At 71.0% G+C, this 21207-nt stretch carries 21 protein-coding genes; 16 read left to right on the top strand and 5 right to left on the bottom strand.

Annotated elements, in window-relative coordinates; genetic code table 11:
* Positions 1-87: 87 nt before the first annotated feature.
* The gene (locus PUW82_RS10785; protein ID WP_274222287.1) at positions 88-1350 is read right to left on the bottom strand and encodes a DUF349 domain-containing protein; all 1263 of its coding nucleotides are present in this window, start codon (positions 1348-1350) and stop codon (positions 88-90) included.
* Between the two features lie 68 nt (positions 1351-1418).
* A complete protein-coding gene (locus tag PUW82_RS10780) occupies positions 1419-1721 on the bottom strand; it encodes a dioxygenase (protein WP_274222286.1) in 303 nt (100 codons plus the stop codon).
* A gap of 105 nt (positions 1722-1826) precedes the next feature.
* Here PUW82_RS10780 and PUW82_RS10775 point away from each other — a divergent pair, with 105 nt between their 5' ends.
* The 16 genes from PUW82_RS10775 (at position 1827) to PUW82_RS10700 (ending at position 19634) form a co-directional block, all read left to right on the top strand.
* Positions 1827-3149, top strand: coding sequence for a replication-associated recombination protein A (locus PUW82_RS10775; protein WP_274222285.1), 1323 nt, complete (start codon positions 1827-1829; stop codon positions 3147-3149).
* Between the two features lie 5 nt (positions 3150-3154).
* Positions 3155-4090 (top strand): tetratricopeptide repeat protein, encoded by a 936-nt coding sequence (locus PUW82_RS10770; protein WP_274222953.1) that lies wholly within the window; start codon positions 3155-3157, stop codon positions 4088-4090.
* A 153-nt stretch (positions 4091-4243) separates the two neighbouring features.
* Positions 4244-4873 (top strand): 30S ribosomal protein S4, encoded by a 630-nt coding sequence (rpsD, locus tag PUW82_RS10765; protein ID WP_274222284.1) that lies wholly within the window; start codon positions 4244-4246, stop codon positions 4871-4873.
* Between the two features lie 73 nt (positions 4874-4946).
* On the top strand, positions 4947-5252 hold the full coding sequence (locus tag PUW82_RS10760) for an ATPase (RefSeq protein ID WP_274222283.1): 306 nt from the start codon (positions 4947-4949) through the stop codon (positions 5250-5252).
* 68 nt (positions 5253-5320) lie between these two features.
* Positions 5321-7984 carry an alanine--tRNA ligase gene (gene alaS, locus PUW82_RS10755; protein WP_274222282.1) on the top strand — a complete coding sequence of 888 codons (2664 nt, stop codon included), beginning with the start codon at positions 5321-5323 and terminating at the stop codon, positions 7982-7984.
* Complete coding sequence (gene ruvX, locus PUW82_RS10750) at positions 7981-8451, top strand: Holliday junction resolvase RuvX (protein ID WP_274222281.1); 471 nt, start codon at positions 7981-7983, stop codon at positions 8449-8451. The genes alaS and ruvX overlap by 4 nt, the downstream gene beginning before the upstream one ends.
* Position 8452: 1 nt before the next feature.
* Positions 8453-9817, top strand: a complete 1365-nt coding sequence (gene mltG / locus PUW82_RS10745; protein WP_274222280.1) for an endolytic transglycosylase MltG — start codon at positions 8453-8455, stop codon at positions 9815-9817.
* Entirely contained in the window at positions 9798-10658 is an 861-nt protein-coding gene (locus PUW82_RS10740; RefSeq protein ID WP_274222279.1) for a shikimate dehydrogenase, read from the top strand. The genes mltG and PUW82_RS10740 overlap by 20 nt, the downstream gene beginning before the upstream one ends.
* 4 nt (positions 10659-10662) lie before the next feature.
* On the top strand, positions 10663-11874 hold the full coding sequence (aroC, locus tag PUW82_RS10735) for a chorismate synthase (protein WP_274222278.1): 1212 nt from the start codon (positions 10663-10665) through the stop codon (positions 11872-11874).
* Entirely contained in the window at positions 11871-12380 is a 510-nt protein-coding gene (locus PUW82_RS10730; protein WP_274222277.1) for a shikimate kinase, read from the top strand. Before aroC ends, PUW82_RS10730 begins: the two co-directional genes overlap by 4 nt.
* A complete protein-coding gene (gene aroB / locus PUW82_RS10725) occupies positions 12377-13453 on the top strand; it encodes a 3-dehydroquinate synthase (RefSeq protein WP_274222276.1) in 1077 nt (358 codons plus the stop codon). The genes PUW82_RS10730 and aroB overlap by 4 nt, the downstream gene beginning before the upstream one ends.
* A 29-nt stretch (positions 13454-13482) precedes the next feature.
* Entirely contained in the window at positions 13483-13926 is a 444-nt protein-coding gene (gene aroQ / locus PUW82_RS10720) for a type II 3-dehydroquinate dehydratase (RefSeq protein WP_274222275.1), read from the top strand.
* A 53-nt stretch (positions 13927-13979) separates the two neighbouring features.
* Positions 13980-14540, top strand: a complete 561-nt coding sequence (efp, locus tag PUW82_RS10715) for an elongation factor P (protein ID WP_210004915.1) — start codon at positions 13980-13982, stop codon at positions 14538-14540.
* Between the two features lie 16 nt (positions 14541-14556).
* Positions 14557-14967, top strand: a complete 411-nt coding sequence (nusB, locus tag PUW82_RS10710) for a transcription antitermination factor NusB (RefSeq protein WP_274222274.1) — start codon at positions 14557-14559, stop codon at positions 14965-14967.
* Positions 14968-15015: 48 nt separating this feature from the next.
* On the top strand, positions 15016-17964 hold the full coding sequence (locus PUW82_RS10705; protein WP_274222273.1) for a DEAD/DEAH box helicase: 2949 nt from the start codon (positions 15016-15018) through the stop codon (positions 17962-17964).
* Between the two features lie 101 nt (positions 17965-18065).
* A complete protein-coding gene (locus PUW82_RS10700; protein ID WP_274222272.1) occupies positions 18066-19634 on the top strand; it encodes a Rieske 2Fe-2S domain-containing protein in 1569 nt (522 codons plus the stop codon).
* 71 nt (positions 19635-19705) lie between these two features.
* Here PUW82_RS10700 and PUW82_RS10695 read toward each other — a convergent pair whose 3' ends face one another.
* Genes PUW82_RS10695 through PUW82_RS10685 form a run of 3 tightly spaced genes read right to left on the bottom strand, consistent with a single transcriptional unit; the run spans position 19706 to position 21206 of the window.
* Positions 19706-20581, bottom strand: coding sequence for a prenyltransferase (locus PUW82_RS10695; protein ID WP_274222271.1), 876 nt, complete (start codon positions 20579-20581; stop codon positions 19706-19708).
* On the bottom strand, positions 20578-20883 hold the full coding sequence (locus PUW82_RS10690) for a lycopene cyclase domain-containing protein (RefSeq protein ID WP_274222270.1): 306 nt from the start codon (positions 20881-20883) through the stop codon (positions 20578-20580). Before PUW82_RS10690 ends, PUW82_RS10695 begins: the two co-directional genes overlap by 4 nt.
* Positions 20880-21206 carry a lycopene cyclase domain-containing protein gene (locus PUW82_RS10685; RefSeq protein WP_274222269.1) on the bottom strand — a complete coding sequence of 109 codons (327 nt, stop codon included), beginning with the start codon at positions 21204-21206 and terminating at the stop codon, positions 20880-20882. The genes PUW82_RS10690 and PUW82_RS10685 overlap by 4 nt, the downstream gene beginning before the upstream one ends.
* Between the last annotated feature and the right edge of the window lies 1 nt (position 21207).

Here is a 21207-nt window from a genome sequence, read left to right as displayed (position 1 = left end):
CCGCAGTCTGACCGACCCGCCGCCCCGACGACCGCGGGCGCCCTCCACTTGTGGAGAGCGCCCGCGGTGGTGCGACGGGGGAGAGCCTCAGCCGCCGAGAGCGGTGAGCCAGGCCTTGCGTGCGCTGAGGGCTTCACGCGCCTGCGCGATGGCGCGCTGATCACCCGAGGCCTCGGCGGTGGCCAGGTCGGCCTCGAGCTTGCCGATGGCGTCGTGCAGCTGCGAGAGCATGTCGCCCTGGCGTGCCTTCGTCTCGGGGTTGTTGTTCTTCCAGTCGGCATCCTCGCGGGTCCGGACGGACTGCTCGATCTTGCGCAGCTCGTCGTCGAGGGCACGCTCCTGCTCGCGGGGGAAGATCCGACCGATCTCGTCCCAGCGGCGCTGGATGCCGGTGAGGAGGGCACGCGCGGCGGCGGTGTCCTTCTCGGCGCCGACGGCGGCTGCCTCGTCGAGCAGAGCGCGCTTGGCGACGATCTTCTCCTTCGAGGCCTCGGCGTCCGCCTGCTCGCGGTCGGCGCGGGCGCCGTAGAGCGCGTCGCCGGCAGCCTTGAACCGCGCCCAGAGCGCATCGTCAGCCTTCTTGCCCGCACGGCCGGCCAGTTTCCACTGATCGAGCAGCTCGCGGTAGGCGCCGATGCCGTCCTCGCCGCGCGGCGCGAGGGCCTCGGCGCGCTCGATCAGGCGTTGCTTGGCGTCGCGCGCGCTCTTGTGGGTCTCGTCGAGGCTCGCGTAGAACTCACGGCGGTGCTTGTCGATGATCGAGCGGGCGTCGCGGAACCGCTTCCACAGCTGCTGGCCCGTGCTGCGCGGCAGACGAGGTCCGTCCGCCTGGTGCCGCTGCCAGCGGTCGAACAGGTCGGTGACCTCGGCCGAGGTCTGCTTCCACTGGATCGACTTGGGGTCGCGGGCGGCGATGGCCTCGATGGCATCGACGAGGGCGGTGCGTTCAGCGATCGCGGCCTCGAGAGCCTGCTTGGCCTCGGCGGCCTCGGACTCGGACGCGGCGTTGAGCTCGGTCTCGAGGGCAGCCAGACGCGCCTCGAGGGCGGCGAGGTTGCCGACGGCGGCCGCGCCGGCGATGCGCGAACGGAGCGTGCCGACGGTCGAGCGCAGGTCGGAGGCGGATGCGCCGCCGCGACGGTGGCGCACCTCGACGAGCGTGACCTCACCGGCGAGGTCGGAGAACTTGCGCTGGTAGTAGGCGAGGGCCTCGTCGGGCGTGCCGTCGGGGTACTGGCCGACGACGCGCCACTGGTCGCCCTCGCGCACCGAGACGGTGCCGTCGTCGTCGACACGACCCCACGGGGCGTCGTCGGCGGGAGTGGTCGTGGAGTCAGGGGTGGAAGTCACGGAAGGCACCTCGTCGCGGCTCTCGCCGCCTGGGGGTCAGGTCGCTCGACAGCCTAGTACGCAGGGCGTCAGGGAGTCGGCTCCGATGACGGAGCGGCGTCGCTGGGTGACGGGGTCGGGGATGCCGGAAGCGTGGCGGACGGTGTGGGTGCGGGAGTCTCGGCGGGCTCGGGGGCGCCCGGGCCGGCGGTGAAGTAGGCGGCCTGGGCTGCGAGCAGTCCGATGAGCAGCACGCCGCCGCCGACGGCGGCGATGAGGTTGTCGCGCGAACGGCGGCGCGTCAGGCCCTCGTGATACTCCCGGCGTGCGGCGTAGACGCGAGCGCGCTCCTGCGCTGCACGGTCATCCCGGTTCCTGCCTCGAGCTGCCACGTTTCCTCCTCCGACGCCCCCGATCCGGCGGGGGGCCTTCAGCCTACGGCGCGGGCGATCGGGGCGACAAAGCCCGGTGTCGCCGGTCGCGGCTAGCCTGAGGGGATGACCGATTCGAGCGCGCTCTTCACCGGGCAGACGCCGCTCGCGGTGCGGATGCGCCCGACCTCGCTCGACGAGGTCGCCGGCCAGGGGCACCTGCTCCGACCCGGTTCGCCCCTCGTGGCCCTCGCCTCGCCGGACGGTAATCGCGCGGGTGCCGTGTCGGTCATCCTCTGGGGTCCGCCGGGAACCGGCAAGACCACGCTCGCGCAGGCCATCGCGCGATCATCCGGGCGTCGCTTCGTCGAGCTGTCCGCCGTGACGGCGGGTGTCAAGGACGTCCGCGAGGTCATGCAAAAGGCGATGACGCAGCGCGACCTGTACGGCGTCTCGACGATCCTGTTCCTCGACGAGATTCATCGCTTCACCAAGGCGCAGCAGGACGCGCTGCTTCCCGGCGTCGAGAACGGGTGGGTGCTGCTGATCGCCGCGACGACCGAGAACCCGTCGTTCTCGATCGTCGCTCCGCTGCTGTCGCGGTCGCTGTTGCTGACGCTGCAGCCCCTGAGCGACGACGACCTCGGCGGCCTCATCGACCGCGCCGTCACCGACGCCCGTGGGCTGGCGGGCAGCGTGAGCCTCGACGACGAGGCACGTTCCGCGCTCGTACGCCTCGCGTCGGGCGACGCCCGACGTGCGCTGACCTCGCTGGAGGCGGCGGCGACGATGGCCGAGCCGGTCGACGACGAGACGCCCCGCATCACCGCCGATCACGTCGCGCAGGCGGTCGACCGGGCGCTGCTGCGCTACGACCGGCAGGGCGACGAGCACTACGACGTCATCAGCGCCTTCATCAAGTCGATCCGAGGCTCGGACGTCGACGCCGCGATGCATTACCTGGCGCGGATGATCGAAGCCGGCGAGGATCCCCGCTTCATCGCCCGCCGACTCGTCATCTCCGCGTCGGAGGACATCGGATTGGCCGACCCCCAGGCGCTGTCGATCGCCGTGGCCGCCGCCGATGCCGTGGCGTTCATCGGCATGCCGGAGGGGCGCATCCCTCTCGCCGAGGCGACGGCGTACCTCGCGACCACCGCGAAGTCGAACGCGGCGTACAACGCGATCAACGCCGCCATCGCGGATGTCCGCGCCGGTGGGTTCGGGCGTGTGCCGAAGCATCTGCGCGATGCGCACTATCCGGGCGCGAAGCGGCTGGGGCACGGCAAGGGCTACGTCTACCCGCATGACCTCGACGTGGGCGTCGCGACCCAGCAGTACCTGCCCGACGAGTTGCGCGGGCGGCGGTATTACGAGCCGACGAACCGCGGCGTCGAACGGGAGATCGGCGCGCGCGTCGAGAAGCTGCGGAAGATCCTGGGGGAGTGAGCTCGATGGGCGAGCAGGGGACGGATCGCGACCGCGTCGACGTCGCGCTGCGGGAGTTCTGGGCACGCGCCGACGACACCGCGCCGGAGGGACTCGCCGCCGACCTCGACCGCGTACTCGCCTCGCTGCCCGCCGACGACCCGGTGGCTCTGTTCGAACGGGCATCCTTGTCGGACTATCTCGGACGCGAGGCCGAGGCGATCCCGGTCTATCGCGCCGCCCTCGCTGCCGGGCTGACCGAGCCTCGTCGCGGCGAGTGCCTGATCCAGCTCGCCAGCTCGCTGCGCAACATCGGCGATCCGTCCGGTGCGATCGCGCTGCTGCACGGGTATCCCGCGGACCACCCGTTGGCGGAGGCGGCGCGGGCGTTCGAGGCGCTCGCCCTGTTCGACGATCAGAAGCCCGCCCCGGCGCTGCGGACGGCGTTGCGTGCCCTGGCGCCGCACCTGCCCCAGTACGGGCGATCGGTCGAGCGGTATGCGCGCGGGCTCGTCGCGTCGCCGCGCATCCGAGCCATCGCCGTGGCCGTCATCGTGAAAGACGGCCACGTCCTCGCCGAGGAGTACGCCGCGGGGACGGATCGTCCGGCGTTCCTGCGAGCGCCCGGTGGGGGCATCGCGTTCGGTGAGGAGGCGTCGTCGGCGATGAGGCGCGAGCTGCGCGAGGAGCTGGCGGCGGACGTCGACGATCTGCAGCTGCTCACGGTGGCCGAGAACATCTTCGACGACGGCCGCAAACGCGGTCACGAGATCGCGTATGTCTTCGCCGTCCGCAGCGCGTCGCTGCAGGCCGTGCCGCTCGACGAGCGGCTGCGGGTGCTCGACGGCGACAACACCGTCGGCTGGTATCGCATCGACGACCTCCGGTCCGGCGCGACCCCCTTCTATCCGGCCGCCGCACTCGACCTCGCCGCAGCGCTCTCGCACGAGGACGTCTGTTAGACTCGATCGGCTCGAAGCCCAGTTTTCGGGCATCCCTCTCCTCTGACACAGACCTCTCGGCGTGCCCCGGCGTGCAGTCCGAGACGGGCGAGGAGATGGAGATACGTCCGTGAGTCGTGAGCGTCACGACCACGTCATCGGAAGGAGAGCTTCGTGACCACGAAGTCTCAGGACCGCCGCAAGGTCCGTCTGTCGCGTGCACTCGGCATCGCGCTGACCCCGAAGGCCGCCCGCTACCTCGAGAAGCGTCCTTACGCTCCGGGTGAGCACGGTCGCACCAAGCGCAAGGCCGACAGCGACTACGCCGTCCGTCTGCGCGAGAAGCAGCGTCTGCGCGAGCAGTACGGCATCCGCGAGAAGCAGATGCGTAACACGTTCAACGAGGCCCGCCGCAAGGACGGCCTGACCGGTGAGAACCTGGTCGAGCTGCTCGAGATGCGCCTCGACGCCCTCGTCGTGCGTGCCGGCTTCGCCCGCACCACGGCACAGGCTCGTCAGCTCGTCGTGCACCGTCACATCCTCGTCGACGGCCAGCTCGTCGACCGCCCGTCGTTCCGCGTGAAGCCGGGTCAGCTCATCCACGTCAAGGAGAAGAGCGAGTCGCTCGAGCCGTTCCAGGTCGCAGCCGCCGGCGGTCACGCCGACGTCCTGCCCCCGGTCCCGGGCTACATCGAGGTCGAGCTCGACAAGCTGCAGGCGCGCCTCGTGCGTCGCCCGAAGCGCGCCGAGGTGCCCGTCACGTGTGACGTGCAGCTCGTCGTCGAGTACTACGCCGCGCGCTGACTCTTTCAGCACCGCCACGAAGGGCGTCGGGGTCTCCCGGCGCCCTTCGTGCTTTGCGCCTAACATGGATGCCATGAAGAACGCGCTGTGGTTCGTTTTGGGCGTCGCCGGCGGATTCGTCGCCGCGCACGTGATCAATAAGGATCCGCGCGGTCACGAGATGCTCGCCGAGGTCGACGCCCGTATCACCGAGTTCGCGGACCGCATCGGCGATGCCTACCGCGATCAGGAGGCCCGGATCGAGGGCCTCGCCGCCGACGTCAAGGGCGTCGCGGCCGACGCGCTCCAGTCCGCCATCGATGCGGCATCCGACGTCGTCGACGACACCCGGGAAGCCGTCGTCCCGGCGACGCGCACCGCCGACGAACGAACCCCCTGACCCACGATCCGATCGCGGCGTCGCGTCCGATGGGCGCGGCGCCGACGCCTGCCTGCCGAAGGAACCCGATGAAGACCGCCGAGATCGCCCAGCGCTACCTGGACTACTTCGAGAAGAAGGGGCACACGATCGTGCCCTCCGCCTCGCTGGTCACCGACGACCCGGCCCTGCTGTTCACCGTCGCCGGCATGGTCCCGTTCATCCCGTACCTCTCCGGTGACGTCCCCGCACCCTACGCGCGCGCCGCCGACGTGCAGAAGTGCATCCGCACGAACGACATCGAAGAGGTCGGCAAGACGCCGCGTCACGGCACCTTCTTCCAGATGCTGGGCAACTGGTCGTTCGGCGACTACTTCAAGGAGGGTGCGATCTCGTTCGCCTGGGAGCTGCTCACCGCTCCCGAGGCCGACGGCGGGCTCGGATTCGACCCGAAGGACCTGTGGGTCACCGTCTACGAAGAGGACGACGAGGCGCGCGAGCTCTGGCTGAAGCACTCCACTCTTCCCGACGAGCGCATCCAGCGTCTCGGCAAGGACACCAACTACTGGAGCACCGGTCTGCCCGGTCCCGCCGGCCCCTGCTCCGAGATCTTCTTCGACCGGGGTCCCGCGTACGGCATCGACGGCGGTCCCGTGACCGACGACGACCGCTACGTCGAGATCTGGAACCTCGTGTTCATGCAGTACGAGATCACCGACGTGCGCTCGAAGTACGACTTCACGATCGTCGGCGAGCTGCCGAACAAGAACATCGACACCGGCATGGGTCTCGAGCGCGTCGCCTTCATCAAGCAGGGCGTCGACAACATGTACGAGACCGACCAGGTGCGCCCCGTGCTCGACAAGGCCGTCGAGCTGTCGGGCAAGACGTACGGAGCAGACCACGAGGATGACGTCCGCTTCCGCGTCATCGCCGACCACGTGCGGTCCTCGCTCATGCTGCTGTCCGACGGCGTCACCCCGTCCAACGACGGCCGCGGCTACATCCTGCGCCGCCTCATGCGCCGCGCGATCCGCTCGATGCGACTCCTCGGCGTCGACGGCCCGAGCTTCGCCGAGCTCTTCGCCGCCTCTCGCGACGCGATGAAGGAGGCGTACCCGATCGTCGAGACCGACTACGCACGCCTCTCGCAGTACGCGCTGGCCGAGGAGGCCACGTTCCTGCGCACCCTCGCCGCGGGCTCCGAGCTGCTCGACGAGTCGGTGGCGCAGACCAAGGCGAACGGCGGTGCTCAGCTGAGCGGGGCCCAGGCGTTCCTGCTGCACGACACCTACGGCTTCCCGATCGATCTCACGCTCGAGATCGTCGAAGAGGCGGGGCTGACCGTAGACCGCGGCGCGTTCGACGGCCTCATGCGCGAGCAGCGCGATCGGGCCAAGGCGGATGCGCGCTCGCGCAAGGGGCAGCTGGCCGACACCAGCGTGTACCGCGACTTCCGTGCCCAGGGCGAGACGGTCTTCACCGGGTATACCGAGCTCGAGACCGGGACGAAGGTTCTCGGCATCCTGGTCGGCGGCGTCTCGGTCGACCGCGCGACGCAGGGTCAGATCGCCGAGGTGATCCTCGCCGAGACCGCTCTGTACGCCGAGTCGGGCGGTCAGGTCGCCGACAAGGGCGTCATCGTCGGGCCCGGGTACGAGCTCGAGGTGCTCGACGTCCAGAAGCCGGTCGCCGGGCTCGTCAGCCACACCGTCGAGGTCACGACCGGTGAGGTCGCCGTCGACGAACCCGCCACCACGGTGGTGGATGCGGCGAACCGCCGTGCCGCCCAGCAGGCGCATTCGGCGACCCACCTCGTTCACGCCGCGCTGCGCGACACGCTCGGCAAGAGCGCGACGCAGGCCGGCTCGCTCAACCGTGCCGGCTACCTGCGCTTCGACTTCTCGTGGGGCCAGGCGCTCTCGCCCGAGACGCGTACCGAGATCGAGGAGATCGCGAACAACGCGGTGCGTGACAACCTCGAGGTCACGACCCGTGTGCTGACGCTCGACGAGGCCAAGGCCGCGGGCGCGATGGCGCTGTTCGGCGAGAAGTACGGCGAGACGGTGCGCATGGTCGACATCGGCGGCCCGTGGTCGCGCGAGCTGTGCGCCGGCACGCACGTCGCATCGAGCGCCGAGGTCGGCCTGATCAACCTCGTCGGCGAGTCGTCGGTCGGCGCGTCGAACCGCCGCGTCGAGGCGCTCGTGGGGCAGGACGCGTTCCGCGAGCTGGCTGCCGAGCGTGCCATCGTCTCGCAGCTCACGAGCTCGCTGAAGACGCCCCGCGAGCAGCTGCCCGCCCGGATCGCCGAGCTCGCCGCGAGCCTCAAGGCGGCCGAGAAGCGCATCGCCCAGTTCGAGGCACGTGCGCTGGCCGACCGCCTGCCGCAGCTCGTGGCCGCCGCGTCGCCGAGCGGCTCGTTCCAGATCGTCGCGGAAGCGCTCGGGGCGGCCGGGTCGGCCGACGACGTGCGCACGCTGGCCCTTCAGGTGCGCGACCGGCTCGGTGCCGACGCGGCCGCCGTCGTCGCGCTGGGCGCCGTCGTGGGCGAGCGCCCCGTCGTGGTCGTCGCGACCAACGAGACCGCGCGTGCGGCCGGCGCCAAGGCCGGCGTGCTGGCCAAGGCCGCGGCATCCGCTCTGGGCGGTGGCGGTGGCGGGCGCGACGACGTCGCGCAGGGCGGCGGAACGGATGCGGCTGCGCTGCCGGCCGCGCTGAGCGCGGTGCGTCAGACGGCGGGCGGCCTGTGAGCGGATTCCGTCCCGGCGTCCGACTCGGGATCGACGTCGGCACGGCACGGATCGGGGTCGCGCGCAGCGACCGCGACGGTCTGCTCGCGGTGCCCGTCGAGACGGTCGCGCGCGGCGAGGGAGACCTCGCCCGCATCACCGCCCTCGCGGGCGAGCACGACGCGTTCGAGCTCGTCGTCGGACTGCCGGTCGCCCTCAGCGGGCGCGAGACCGCGTCGACGGCCGATGCGCGGGGATTCGCTCAGGCTCTGGCCGACGCGGGCCACCGCGTGCGGCTCATCGACGAACGGCTCAGCACCGTGAGTGCGCAGGGAGCTCTGCGCGGATCGGGCCGTTCGCAGAAATCGTCTCGTAGCATTGTTGACCAGGTCGCCGCCGTAGTGCTCCTCCAGCAGGCACTCGACGTCGAGAAGGGCACCGGAAACCCGGCCGGTGCTTCCGTCGGACCCACGCAGGAGCATCCCTGACATGACTGACCGCCCGCCGCACGACGGCTCTGCCCCCCTGAGCCGTCGCGCCGCCCGCGTGGCCGCGCAGCACTCGCCCCCGGCCGACGCCGCGGGCCGCCCGGCGGGGGAGCAGCCGGTCGCACCGCCCGAGGTCGCACCGCCGGTGTCGGCCACGCCCGCCGCCGCGCCCGTCTCCGCGCCGCGCGTCGAGTCGCGGTCCGGGGCGGGGGTGGGAACGCTCGACGCCCTCTTCACCGGCGAGCTCAGCACGCACGACGTCGGGCACGTGCCGAGCCGGCACGACCGCGACCGCAAGAAGAGCCGCATCGCCAAGTGGGTCGTCCTCCTCGTGATCCTCGCGATCGTCGGCGGCATCGGTATCACCGCAGCGTGGGTCTGGGGCACGTACGAGAATCAGATCCGCGCGGTCATGGGCTGGGAAGAGCCCAAGGACTACGAGCCCGGCGAAGCGACGGGCGAAGTCCTCGTGACGGTCGTCGCGGGAGACACCGGCTCGAGCATCTCCGAGACGCTGCACGATGCCGGCGTCACCAAGACGCCGAGCGCTTTCTACGACCACCTCATCGCCACCGCGCAGAACCCGAGCTTCCAGCCCGGCGTCTACGCGCTGCAGGAGCGGATGACGTCCGAGGCAGCCCTCGAGCGCATCCTCGATCCCGCGAGCAAGCGGCAGAACGCCGCGCAGCTGCCCGAGGGACTCACGCTCGACCAGTCGCTTCAGACGCTCGCCGACAGCACCGCGCTCCCGATCGAGGAGTTCCAGGCCGCCGCGGCCGATCCGGCGGCGTACGGCGTCACGGCCGCGGACCTCGAGGGATGGCTCTTTCCGGCGACGTATCAGTTCGACCCCGGCGTGGCGCCCGCCGACATGATCCGGACCATGGTCGACCGCACCGTCGAATCGCTCGACTCCGCCGGTGTTCCGGCCGAGCGTCGTCAGGAGATCCTGACGATCGCCTCGATCGTCCAGCGCGAGGCGCGACTGTCGGACGACTTCTACAAGGTGTCGCGGGTCATCCAGAACCGTCTGTCCGACGGCATGCGGCTGCAGATGGACTCGACCGCGCAGTTCGGATACGACGAGATGCACGACGGCACCGCCAGCTCGTCGGCGGCAGCCCTCGAGGACGACAACGCCTGGAACACGTACGTTCGCGACGGCCTGCCCGCCGGGCCGATCGCGAACCCGGGCGATGTGGCGATCGACGCCGCGATGAACCCGGCCGAGGGGCCGTGGCGCTACTTCGTCACCTGGAACATGGACACCGGCGAGACCATCTTCTCCGAGACGTTCGGGCAGCACGAGGCCGGCATCGCCCAGTGGAACGAGTGGTGCGAGGCGAATGACAACCGCGGCTGCTGAGTCGCCGACCGCTCGACCCCACCGCTTCGCGGTGTGGGGAGACCCCATCGACCACAGCCGGTCGCCCGCCCTGCATGGAGCGGCCTACGCGTTGCTCGGCTGGCCGTGGGAGTACGGGCGGCGGCGCGTCGACGAGGCGTCATTCTCGGACGAGCTGGCCGCGCTGCCGGCATCCGTCCGCGGTCTGTCGCTGACGATGCCGCTGAAGTCGCTCGCTCACCGCGTCGCGGTGCGTCGCGATGCCGACGCCGAGGCGACGGGCGCTGCGAACACGCTCGTCCGGGTGGACGAGGGGTGGGCCGGATTCAACACCGACGTCGGCGGGCTCGCCCGCGCGCTCGTCGAAGCCGGTGCTGCGGGCGCGGAGCGTGCCCGCGTCGTCGGTGCCGGGGCGACGGCGACGTCCGCCCTGCTCGCGCTGCATCGCCTGGGCGTCGTGGACGTCGAGGTCGCCGCGCGGCGACCGGAGTCCGCCCGGCCGCTCGTCGAGCTCGCCGAGCGCCTCGGCATGGTCGCCGAGGTCGCACCCCTGGGTCGTCCCGGCGACTCTGCCGACCTGACGGTTTCGACGCTTCCCGGCGACGCCCCCGTCGCAGAGCCCGACGCCGACCGCCTCGCGGCGGCGGGGGGAGTCTTGTACGACGTCGTCTACGGCACGTGGCCCACCGGGCTCGCTTCGGCATGGCAGCGGGCGGGGCGACCGGCCCACCCGGGTGGGACGATGCTCCTGCACCAGGCGGTGCTGCAGATCCGGATCTTCGCGACCGGGGACGCCGACCAGCCGCTGCATGACGAGGAAGCCGTGGTCGCCGTCATGCGGCGAGCTCTCGTGGGAGGATAGACGAATGCTCCGCGTGCTCACGGCCGGCGAATCGCACGGCCCCGAACTCGTCGCCCTCATGGAGGGCCTGCCCGCCGGCGTGCCCATCTCGCGCGCCGCCATCCAGGCCGACCTCGCCCGCCGCAAGCTCGGCTACGGCCGCGGGTCGCGGATGAAGTTCGAAGAGGACGAGCTGACCATCTCGACCGGTGTGCGCCACGGCTTCAGCCTCGGCAGCCCGATCGCCCTGCGCATCGGCAACACCGAGTGGCCCAAGTGGGTCGAGGTCATGAGCCCCGAGCCGGTCGAGCTCACCGAGAAGTCTCGGGGACGCGGTGCAGCCCTCACCCGGCCCCGCCCGGGTCACGCCGACCTGGTCGGTATGCAGAAGTACGGTTTCGACGAGGCCCGGCCGATCCTCGAGCGCGCGAGCGCACGAGAGACGGCGGCGCGCGTCGCCCTCGGTGCCGTCGCGCGATCGTTCCTCGGCGAGCTCGGCATCCGTCTGGTGAGCCACACGCTCTCGATCGGCCCCGTGCGGGTGCCCGCCGGCGCGACGCTGCCTAGCCCCGACGACGTCGACGCCCTCGACGCCGATCCGCTGCGCTGCTTCGACCCCGAGACGTCGGCCGCGATGGTGGCCGAGGTGGATGCCGCCAAGAAGGACGGCGACACGCTCGGCGGCATCGTCGAGGTGCTGGCGTACGGCCTGCCGCCGGGCCTCGGCTCGCACGTGCAGTGGGACCGCCGTCTCGATGCGAAGCTCGCGCAGGCGCTCATGGGGATCCAGGCCATCAAGGGCGTCGAGGTCGGAGACGGCTTCGAGACGACGCGTCGCCGCGGTTCGGACGCGCACGACGAGCTGTTCGCCACCGACGGCGGCATCGCGCGGGCCAGCGACAAGGCGGGCGGCACCGAGGGCGGCATGTCGACCGGCACCGTCCTTCGCGTGCGCGCCGGGATGAAGCCGATCGCGACCGTGCCGCGCGCGCTGCGCACCGTCGACGTGGTCTCGGGCGAGTCGGCGACCGCCCACCACCAGCGCTCGGACGTGTGCGCCGTGCCGGCAGCCGGCGTCGTGGCCGAGGCGATGGTGGCGATCGTGCTCGCCGAGTCGGTGCTCGAGAAGTTCGGCGGCGACAGCGTCCCCGAGACGCGTCGCAACCTCGAGGGCTACCTCGCGGCGATCCCCGACACGCTGCGCTCGGCCGCCGCCAGCGACGACGCGATCGGATGACCGAGCCCGCCATCGTGCTGATCGGCCCGATGGGGGCCGGCAAATCGAGCATCGGCAAGAAGCTCGCGCGCGTGGTCGGCGTGCCCTTCACCGACAGTGATGCCCTCGTCGTGCGCGAACACGGGCCCATCGACGCCATCTTCGCTGCCCACGGCGAGCCGCACTTCCGCGAGCTCGAGCGACGAGCCGTCAGCGCGGCGCTCGCGGTCGGCGGCGTCGTCGCCCTCGGCGGGGGAGCCGTGCTGCATCCCGAGACGCAGCGCGACATCGCGGCACACCGTGTCGCGCTGCTGACCGTGTCGGAGCAGACCATCGCGTCGCGCCTGCGCGGCACCACCCGGCCGCTGCTGCAGGGCGACGACCCCGTCGCGCGGTGGCGCGAGGTGGCCGAGAGTCGCCGCGAGCTGTACGAGCGGCTCGCCGACGCCCGCTTCGACACGTCGACCGGGCACATCCAGGACATCGTCGACGCCATCGCGGCGTGGACGCGGGAGGGAACGTCATGACCGATACCACCGTCATCCCCGTCGGCGGCCCGTCGCCCTACGACGTCACCGTCGGCCGCGGCATCCTGTCGCTGATCGGCGACGCGCTGCCCGAGTCGGCGCGCAAGGTGCTCGTCGTCCACCCCCCGACGCTCGCGCCGCAGGCCGAGCGCCTGCGTGAGCTGCTCGGGGCCGACCGGCAGGTGCTGCTCGCCGAGATCCCCGACGCGGAGCAGGGCAAGCGCATCGAGGTCGCGGCCTTCTGCTGGCAGGTCATGGGTCAGGCCGACTTCACGCGAACGGATGCCGTCGTCGGCTTCGGCGGCGGAGCGGTGACCGACCTCGCCGGCTTCGTCGCCGCGACGTGGCTGCGCGGCATCGCCATCGTGCAGGTGCCGACCACCGTGCTGGGCATGGTGGACGCCGCGGTGGGTGGAAAGACCGGCATCAACACCGCCGAGGGCAAGAACCTCGTCGGCGCGTTCTGGACTCCCGCGGCGGTCGTCTGCGACCTCGACCTGCTCGACGGCCTCTCACGCAACGAGCGGGTGGCCGGCTTCGCCGAGGTCGCGAAGGCGGGATTCATCTGGTACCCCGAGATCCTCGACCTCATCGAGGCCGATCCCGAGGCCGCCGTCGACCCGCACAGTGCCGCCTTCCGCCGCAGCATCGAGCTCGCGATCGACATGAAGGCCCGCGTCGTCGGCGAGGATCTGCGCGAGGCGGGACTGCGCGAGGTCCTGAACTACGGCCACACGCTCGGGCACGCCATCGAGCACGCCGAGCGCTACCAGTGGCGTCACGGTGCCGCCGTGTCGGTCGGCATGATGTTCGCCGCCGAGCTGTCGCGTCTGGCCGGACGCCTTCCGGATGCCGCGGCGCAGCGCCACCGCGACGTGCTCGAGACCCTCGGCCTGCCGACCTCGTACCGCGCCGGAGCCTGGCGCCAGCTGCTCGCGACGATGCAGCGCGACAAGAAGACCCGCGGGTCGATGCTGCGCTTCATCGTGCTCGACGACATTGCCAAGCCGACCGTGCTGCAGGCGCCGGACGAGTCGTTGCTCTTCGCCGCCTACCAGGAGGTCGGCGCCTGAGCCGTGCGGCGCTGGATAGGGTGGGGCGGGTGAGCACCCCGCGCCGTCTGCTGCTGGTCAACGGACCGAATCTGAACCTGCTGGGGACGCGCGAGCCCGACGTTTACGGCCACGACACCCTCGCCGATGTCGAAGCGCTGGTGGTCGCGACCGCCGCGGAGCGCGGCTTCGAGGTGCGCGCGGTGCAGAGCAACCACGAGGGCGTCCTCATCGACGCGATCCACGACGCACGCACGGACTGCGCGGGCATCGTCATCAACCCCGCCGGCCTCACGCACACCTCCGTCGTCCTGCGCGACGCCCTCGCGGCCGTGGCGCTGCCGGTCGCCGAGGTGCACATCTCGAACGTCGCCGAGCGCGAAGCATTCCGCCACCACTCGTACGTGGCTGATGTCGCCTCGGTGCACGTGATCGGTCAGGGCGTCGCGGGGTACGCCACGGCGACGCAGCAGCTGCTCGACAACCTCACGTAGAATCGATCGTCGGCCCGCCGGCCGCCCGACCTCACGAACGGAACTCCACACTCATGGCATCGACCGCAGACATCAAGAACGGCGTCGTCCTCAGCATCGACGGTCAGCTCTGGAACGTCATCGAGTTCCAGCACGTCAAGCCCGGCAAGGGTGGTGCGTTCGTGCGCACCAAGCTGAAGAACGTCGTGTCGGGCAAGGTCGTGGACCGCACGTACAACGCCGGCGCGAAGATCGAGATCGAGAACGTCGACCGTCGCGACTTCACCTACCTCTACAACGACGGCGACAACTTCGTCTTCATGGATGTCGCCGACTACGACCAGATCACGGTGGCGGCCGCGACCGTGGGCGACGCGAAGAACTACCTGCTCGAGAACCAGCAGGTGCAGATCGCGCTCAACAACGGCAACCCGCTCTACATCGAGCTGCCCGCGTCCGTGGTGCTCGAGATCACCTACACCGAGCCGGGCCTGCAGGGCGACCGCTCGTCGGCGGGCACGAAGTCGGCGACCCTCGAGACCGGTCACGAGATCCAGGTGCCGCTCTTCGTCGATCAGGGCACGAAGGTCAAGGTCGACACCCGCACGGGTGACTACCTCGGCCGCGTGAGCTGACACCGGCCTCCGCCCGATGAGTGCCCGGTCCAAGGCGCGCAAGCGCGCCCTCGACATCCTGTACCAGTCCGACGTCCGCGGCGACGATCTGAGCGTCACGCTGGCCGCCGAGGCCAAGCGTGCCGCGCTCGAGCCTGCCCGTGAGGCCTCGTGGCTCTATGCGCGCGAGATCATCGACGGCGTCATCGACAACCGCGACGACATCGACGAGCAGATCACCACGTTCGCCAAGGACTGGTCGCTCGCCCGGATGCCCGCTGTCGACCGCGCCATCCTGCGCCTGGGGGTCTGGGAGATCCTCTACAACGACGGCGTGCCCGCCGCGGTGGCGATCGACGAGGCCGTGGAGCTCGCGAAGGAATTCTCGACCGACGGGTCGAGCGCGTTCGTGCACGGCGTCCTCGGTCGCGTCGCACGCGCCTCCTGAGTCCGGCGTCTACCGTGCGCGGGACGTCGGACGCGTGAGGGGCTGGACGTGACCGACCCGCGCGGTCCGTCGTGGCGAGCCGTGCTCGCGCCGGCGTCCGCCGCGGACGGCGCGATCGCGCTCGGTGTTCAGCTCCGGCAGCGCGAGAGCGCGGAAGAGGCGCACTGGGGTCCGCGCCGCGTGGTGCCGGCGACCGCGCGGAGCGTCGAGACCTCATCCGGCGACTTCCGCCTCGCGGTGAGACCCCTCGTGCGCAGTCCGGCGAGCGGCCGTTGGGTGCAGGGCGACGAGACCTGGGACTCGCTGCGCCGCGGCGCGTGGCGCATCGACCCGGCGCGCATGCGCTGGTTCGCCACGCTGTACGGCATCGCGCACGACGCGCGCCTGCTGGGCGGCTTCGGCGACTCCGATTGGCTGACGCTCGACGGTGCCGATTCGGACCTGCTGTGGCCGCACCTGCGTGCTGCTGCCGATCTCGGCATCCCGCTCGTCTCGACGCGTCCGGACCAGGAGATCCTGCTGGGGGATGCCGCTTCCGTCGAGGTGCGCGTCGAGTCGCGCGGTCGCGACCTGCAGCTCACTCCGGTGGTGGCTGTCGACGGCGGCGAGGCCGCGACGCAGGTCCGCCCGCTCGGCCACGTCGGCGTGTACACGATCGAGCGCCTCGGTGCGGGGCTCGGCGTCGCACTCGCGCCCGTCGAGTTGGGGCCGGGCGTGCGCGCGTTGATCGCGGCGGGCGCGCCGGTGCCGATTCCCGCCGCCGACATCGAGGACTTCCTGAGCGAGGCGTACCCGCGGCTCGCCCGTGAGACCTCTGTGGTCGCGGGCGCGGGTGTCCGACTGCCGCCACCGGAGCGCACCGTGGCCGTCGTCGCGGTCGAGCAGCGCCCCGACGACGTGGTCGACTACGCCGTCACGTGGCGGACGCCCGGCGCCGCCCCGTCGGCGTGGGCGACCGGACACGAGCGCGACCCGGAGCGCGCCGACGTCCGCGCGGCGGTCGAACGCGCGTGGGCGGGCGCGACCGACGAACCTTTCACGCCGGAGGGACGTCGCAGCGGTGCCGATGCGGCGGACTTCGTCGCGCGCGTGCTGCCCGCTCTCGAGCGGGTGGATGCGGTGCGCGTCGAGGTGTCGGGGTTGCGGCGGTCCTATCGCGAGCTGTCGGGTGATCCCCGCATCACGGTCCGCACGGTGGAGACGACCGACGCCGATTGGTTCGAGCTGGGGGTCCACGTCGAGGTCGACGGCCGCCGCATCCCGTTCCGTCCCCTGTTCGCGGCGCTCGCGCAGGGGCGCAAGCGGATGCTGCTGTCGGACGGCGCCTACTTCCCGCTCGCGCATCGCTCGCTCGACCGCCTGCGCGACCTGATCGAGGAATCGCGCGACCTCGTCGAATGGGAGACGGGCGCGCGGATCAGCCGCTATCACCAGCACCTGTGGTCGGAGTTCGAGGATCTCGCCGACCAGAGCGAGCCCGCCACCCGCTGGCGTCGTGCCGTCGACGTGCTGCGCGCCGCGGATGCCGACGTCACGGGAATTGCCCGGCCCCCTCTCGTCCCGCCCATGGGATTGGCCACGACTCTGCGCCCCTATCAGCGCGACGGCTACGCCTGGCTCTGCACGCTGCGCGACGCGCGCCTGGGGGGAGTCCTCGCCGACGACATGGGCCTGGGCAAGACGGTTCAGCTGCTGGCGATGCTGCTGCGCACGCGCGAAGCCGGCGAGACCCGTCCGGCGCTGGTGGTGGCGCCGACCTCGGTGGTGTCGGCCTGGGGCGACGAGGCGGCCCGGCACGTGCCGGGCCTGCGCGTGCGCGTGGTCGAGACGACGGGCCAGCGATTCGCCGGGGACGCTGACGAGGACGACGGCCGGGCGGACATCGTCGTCACCTCCTACGCGCTGCTGCGCCTGGATGCGGCGGCCTACGCCGCGCGTGATTGGTCGACCGTCGTGCTCGACGAGGCCCAGTACGTCAAGAACCCGCGCAGTCAGGTTCACCGAGCCGTCCTCGGGCTGCGGGCCGACGTCGTCTTCGCCGCGACCGGCACGCCGCTCGAGAACAGCCTGACCGACCTGTGGGCGATCCTCTCGCTGACCTCGCCGGGGCTGTTCCCCTCCGCCCGGCAGTTCCGTCAGGAGTACGTCCTGCCCATCGAGCACGGCCGGGTCGACGAGAACCTCGAGGGCGGCCCGGCCCGCGAACGACGACTGGCGCGGCTGCGCGGCCGCATCCGTCCGTTCCTGCTGCGGCGCACGAAGGATCTCGTGGCGCCCGACCTGCCGCCGCGTCAGGAGCAGGACGTGTTCGTCGAGCTCTCCAGCGGCCATCGCGCCGTCTACGAGCGGGTCCTGCAACGCGAGCGGCGCAAGGTGCTCGGTCTTCTGGACGATCTCGACAGTCAGCGCTTCATCGTCTTCCGCTCGCTCACGCTGCTGCGGCTGCTCGCGCTCGCGCCATCGCTGGTGGATGCCGGTGGCCCGGGGCTCGCCTCGAGCAAGCTCGAGGCGCTCCGCGACCGGCTCGGCCCCGTCGTGGCCGAGGGGCATCGCGCGCTCGTGTTCAGCCAGTTCACCTCGTACCTCGACATCGTCGAAGCCGACCTGCGCGCGCATGGCATCGGGGTCGTCCGGCTGGACGGCTCGACGACGCGGCGAGCGGCGGTCGTCGACGCGTTCCGCCAGGGCGACGATCCTGTCTTCCTCATCAGCCTCAAGGCGGGCGGGGTGGGGCTGACGCTGACCGAGGCGGACTACGTGTTCCTGCTCGATCCGTGGTGGAACCCGGCCGCCGAGCAGCAGGCGATCGACCGGACGCACCGCATCGGCCAGGACCGACCCGTCACCGTGTACCGGCTGATCGCGGCGGGCACGATCGAAGAGAAGGTGATCGATCTGCAGCGGCGGAAGGCACGGTTGTCGAGCGCTCTACTCGACGCCGACGGCGCGTTCTCGACGGCACTCGACGCCGACGACATCCGCGGCCTGCTCGGCTGAGCGCCGCGCCGCCCGCCCACGGAACTGACACGGCCCGCCCCACGGCGGCGGCGCACGGGCGCTCACGTAGACTCGACCAGTCGTAACAGGAGGTCATCGTCATGCGGATCACAGGGCTGGGACACGCCGGGATGTTCATCGAGACGGCCGGGGGCAGCATCCTCTGCGACCCCGTCGTGGGGCCGAGCTTCTTCGGCTCGTGGTTCCCGTTCCCCGACAACCGCGGTCTCGACTGGGAGCGGTTCGGGCGCGCCGACTTCTTGTACATCTCGCACCGGCACCGCGATCACTTCGATCCGGCGCTACTGAAGGCCCACGTCTCCACTGATATCCGGGTGCTGCTGCCCGACTACCCGACGGATGATCTCGAGCGCGATCTGCGCGCGCTCGGGTACGAGAACATCATCTACACGCAGGCCGGTGTGCCCCTCGAGTTCGGCGACCTGAAGCTCATGGTCACGCCGCTGCGCGCCCCCAGCGACGGGCCCATCGGCGACTCGAGCCTGTCGGTCGACGACGGCACCGGATCGGTGCTGAACCAGAACGACTCGCACCCGCTCGATCTCGAGAAGCTGTTGTCGTTCGGCACCCCCGACGCGTACTTCACGCAGGTCTCGGGCGCCATCTGGTGGCCGATGGTCTACGACCTGCCCCAGGACGCGAAGCAGAACTTCGCGCAGCTCAAGCGTGACGCGCAGAACAAGCGGGCGATGTACTACATCGACAAGGTCGACGCGCCGCACGTGTTCCCCATGGCGGGGCCCCCGATGTTCCTGCGTGAAGAGCTCTTCCGCTACAACGGCTGGGGCGAGCAGGACGACTCGATCTTCACCGACCAGGCGCAGTTCCTCGCGCACATGGCCGCCGAACGCCCGGAGCAGAAGGGCTACCTCTTCGTGCCCGGCACGCAGGTCGATCTGAACGGCGGCGTGCTCGAGGTGACCCAGACCCTGTACACCGAGGCCGAGATCGAGCGCATGTTCTCGGACAAGTGGGCATACCTGGCCGAGCAGCGCGACAGCCGCCAGGACGAGGTCCGCGCCGAGATCGCCACGCGTGCCGCGGTGCTGCCGCCCGACGAGATGCTGCAGGCGATCAAGCAGTGGTGGGAGCCGCTCCTGCGGCGCGCACGCACGATCCGCAACGGTGTCGGCGGGCTGGTGCGCTTCCGCATCGGCGAGCTCGACATGGTCGTGGATTTCCCCCGCGCCAAGGTGCGCGAGTACGCCGGCGAGGACTGCATCTACTGGTACACGATCCCCGCCGACCTCGTCTCGACCAACATCCGCGACCATGAGATCGACTGGTCGAACTCGATCTTCCTGTCGATGCAGTTCGAGGTCGGCCGCAGTGGCAAGTTCAACGAGTTCCTCACGACCTTCCTCAAGTGCCTCTCGCGCGACCGCATCGAATACGTCGAGAACTGGTACGCCGAGCAGTCCGACCAGACGGAGGACGCGGAGCTGGGCGACTGGACCGTGCAGCGGCGGTGCCCGCACCTGCGCGCCGACCTGACCAAGACCGGCAAGATCGAGGACGGCGTGCTCACCTGCTCGCTGCACGACTGGAAGTGGGACCTGGCGAGCGGTCGCTGCCTCACGACGCAGGGTCACCCGATCCGTGCCAGCCGCACCGACGAGGTCACCCCGGCCGCGTCGCCCGCCGCCTGAGCCCGGCGTCGCCGGAAACCCCGCGCGCCCGGGCCGCTGCGTGCGGCCCGGGCGCTGCGGCATGCGTGGGATCAGGCGGTGAGCAGCCACCACCAGGCCAGCAGCAGCGTCACGAGGAACCCGCCGAGCTGGTTCAGCCACAGGAAGCGGTCCCATCCGGCGGTGGCGCGCTCGCACGTGGCGTCGGTGATGGTGCGGAAGGGCCAGAGTGTGACCAGGTACGGCACGACGACGAGGGCGGCGAGCGGCCCGGGCCATGTCGTGGGGAGCATCAGCACGCCCGCGAGGACGTAGCAGCCGAGCGCGAACCGCACCGTCCAGCGCGCGCCGCGCACCGTCGCGATCGAGGCGATGCCGGCTTCGCGGTCGGCGCCGACATCCTGCACCGCCCCGAAGGCGTGCGATGCAACGCCCCAGGCGGCGAATGCGAGCACGATGAGGGCCAGCTGCCAGGTCCAGGTCGTTCCGGCGAGCACGAAGCCGTACACGGCCGGTGAGAAGAAATGGATGCTGCTGGTCACCGAGTCGGCGAACGGCCGTTCCTTCAGCCGCAGCGGCGGCGCGCTGTAGAAGACCACGAAGAAGAGGCTGACCGCGAGGACGAGCCACGACAGCGGCGACCCGACGACGACGAGATACACCACGAACGGCAGGCACGACAGCGCCGCCGACCAGAGGGTCGCGCGGTGCACGCCGCGATCGAGGATCGCCCCGTGAGCGCCGCCCTTACGCGGGTTGCGCAGGTCGGACTCGTAGTCGAACACGTCGTTGATGCCGTACATCGCGAGGTTGTACGGCACGAGGAAGAACAGGGTGCCGATGACGAGCGTCAGGTCGATCTCGCGGGTCGTGAGCACGTACGCGGCGGCGAACGGGAACGCGGTGTTGATCCAGCTCACGGGGCGCGAGGCGAGCAGCAGCTGACGAGGCAGGGCGGCGGCGGTCATCGTTCCGGTCTCTCCAGGAGGGTCGCGACGGCGGGTACGAGGAACGCCGCGCAGAGGGGATAGGCGAAATCCTCGATGGGGGCCAGGCCCACGCGGATGCCGCTGAGGTGCGCCTCCGGGTAGGTGAACAGCCCGACGGCGATCATGACGTTATCGAAGACGGCGGTCAGCGCGAGGAGTCCCACGGCAGCGAGCGCCGACCAGCCCATTCGGCGTCCGAAGCGCGGGCGTCGGGCGGTCGCCAGCGTGACGATCAGGGTCACCGCGACGAACGGGATGAGGATGAGCGGATAGGTCGTCACGACGCGCCCTCTCTCCTCGACCGCATCCGCCCGGCGGCCCCGTACAGCACGAGGGCGAGGTAGCTGAGGAAGAGGAGGAAGACCGGCTCCTCGACGGGCAGGTGCGGCGCGAGGTCGAGTCCGAGCAGCAGCGCGCTGTCGCCCTTGACGAAGACGCCCGTCGCGATGCCGACGGCGTCCCACGCGAGGAAGAAGACGGTACCGATGACCGTCGCGATCACGGTGGTGCGGCGGTCGCGCCACAGTGCGAGCCCGAAGCGACGGTCGAGCAGCCCGACCCCGACGAGCGAGGCGAGCAGAGCGAGCAGATAGAGTCCCGGCACC

This window comes from Microbacterium thalli (assembly GCF_028737325.1).
In the GTDB taxonomy this organism is placed as follows: domain Bacteria; phylum Actinomycetota; class Actinomycetes; order Actinomycetales; family Microbacteriaceae; genus Microbacterium; species Microbacterium thalli.
This window is presented reverse-complemented; position numbering and strand designations above follow the sequence as displayed.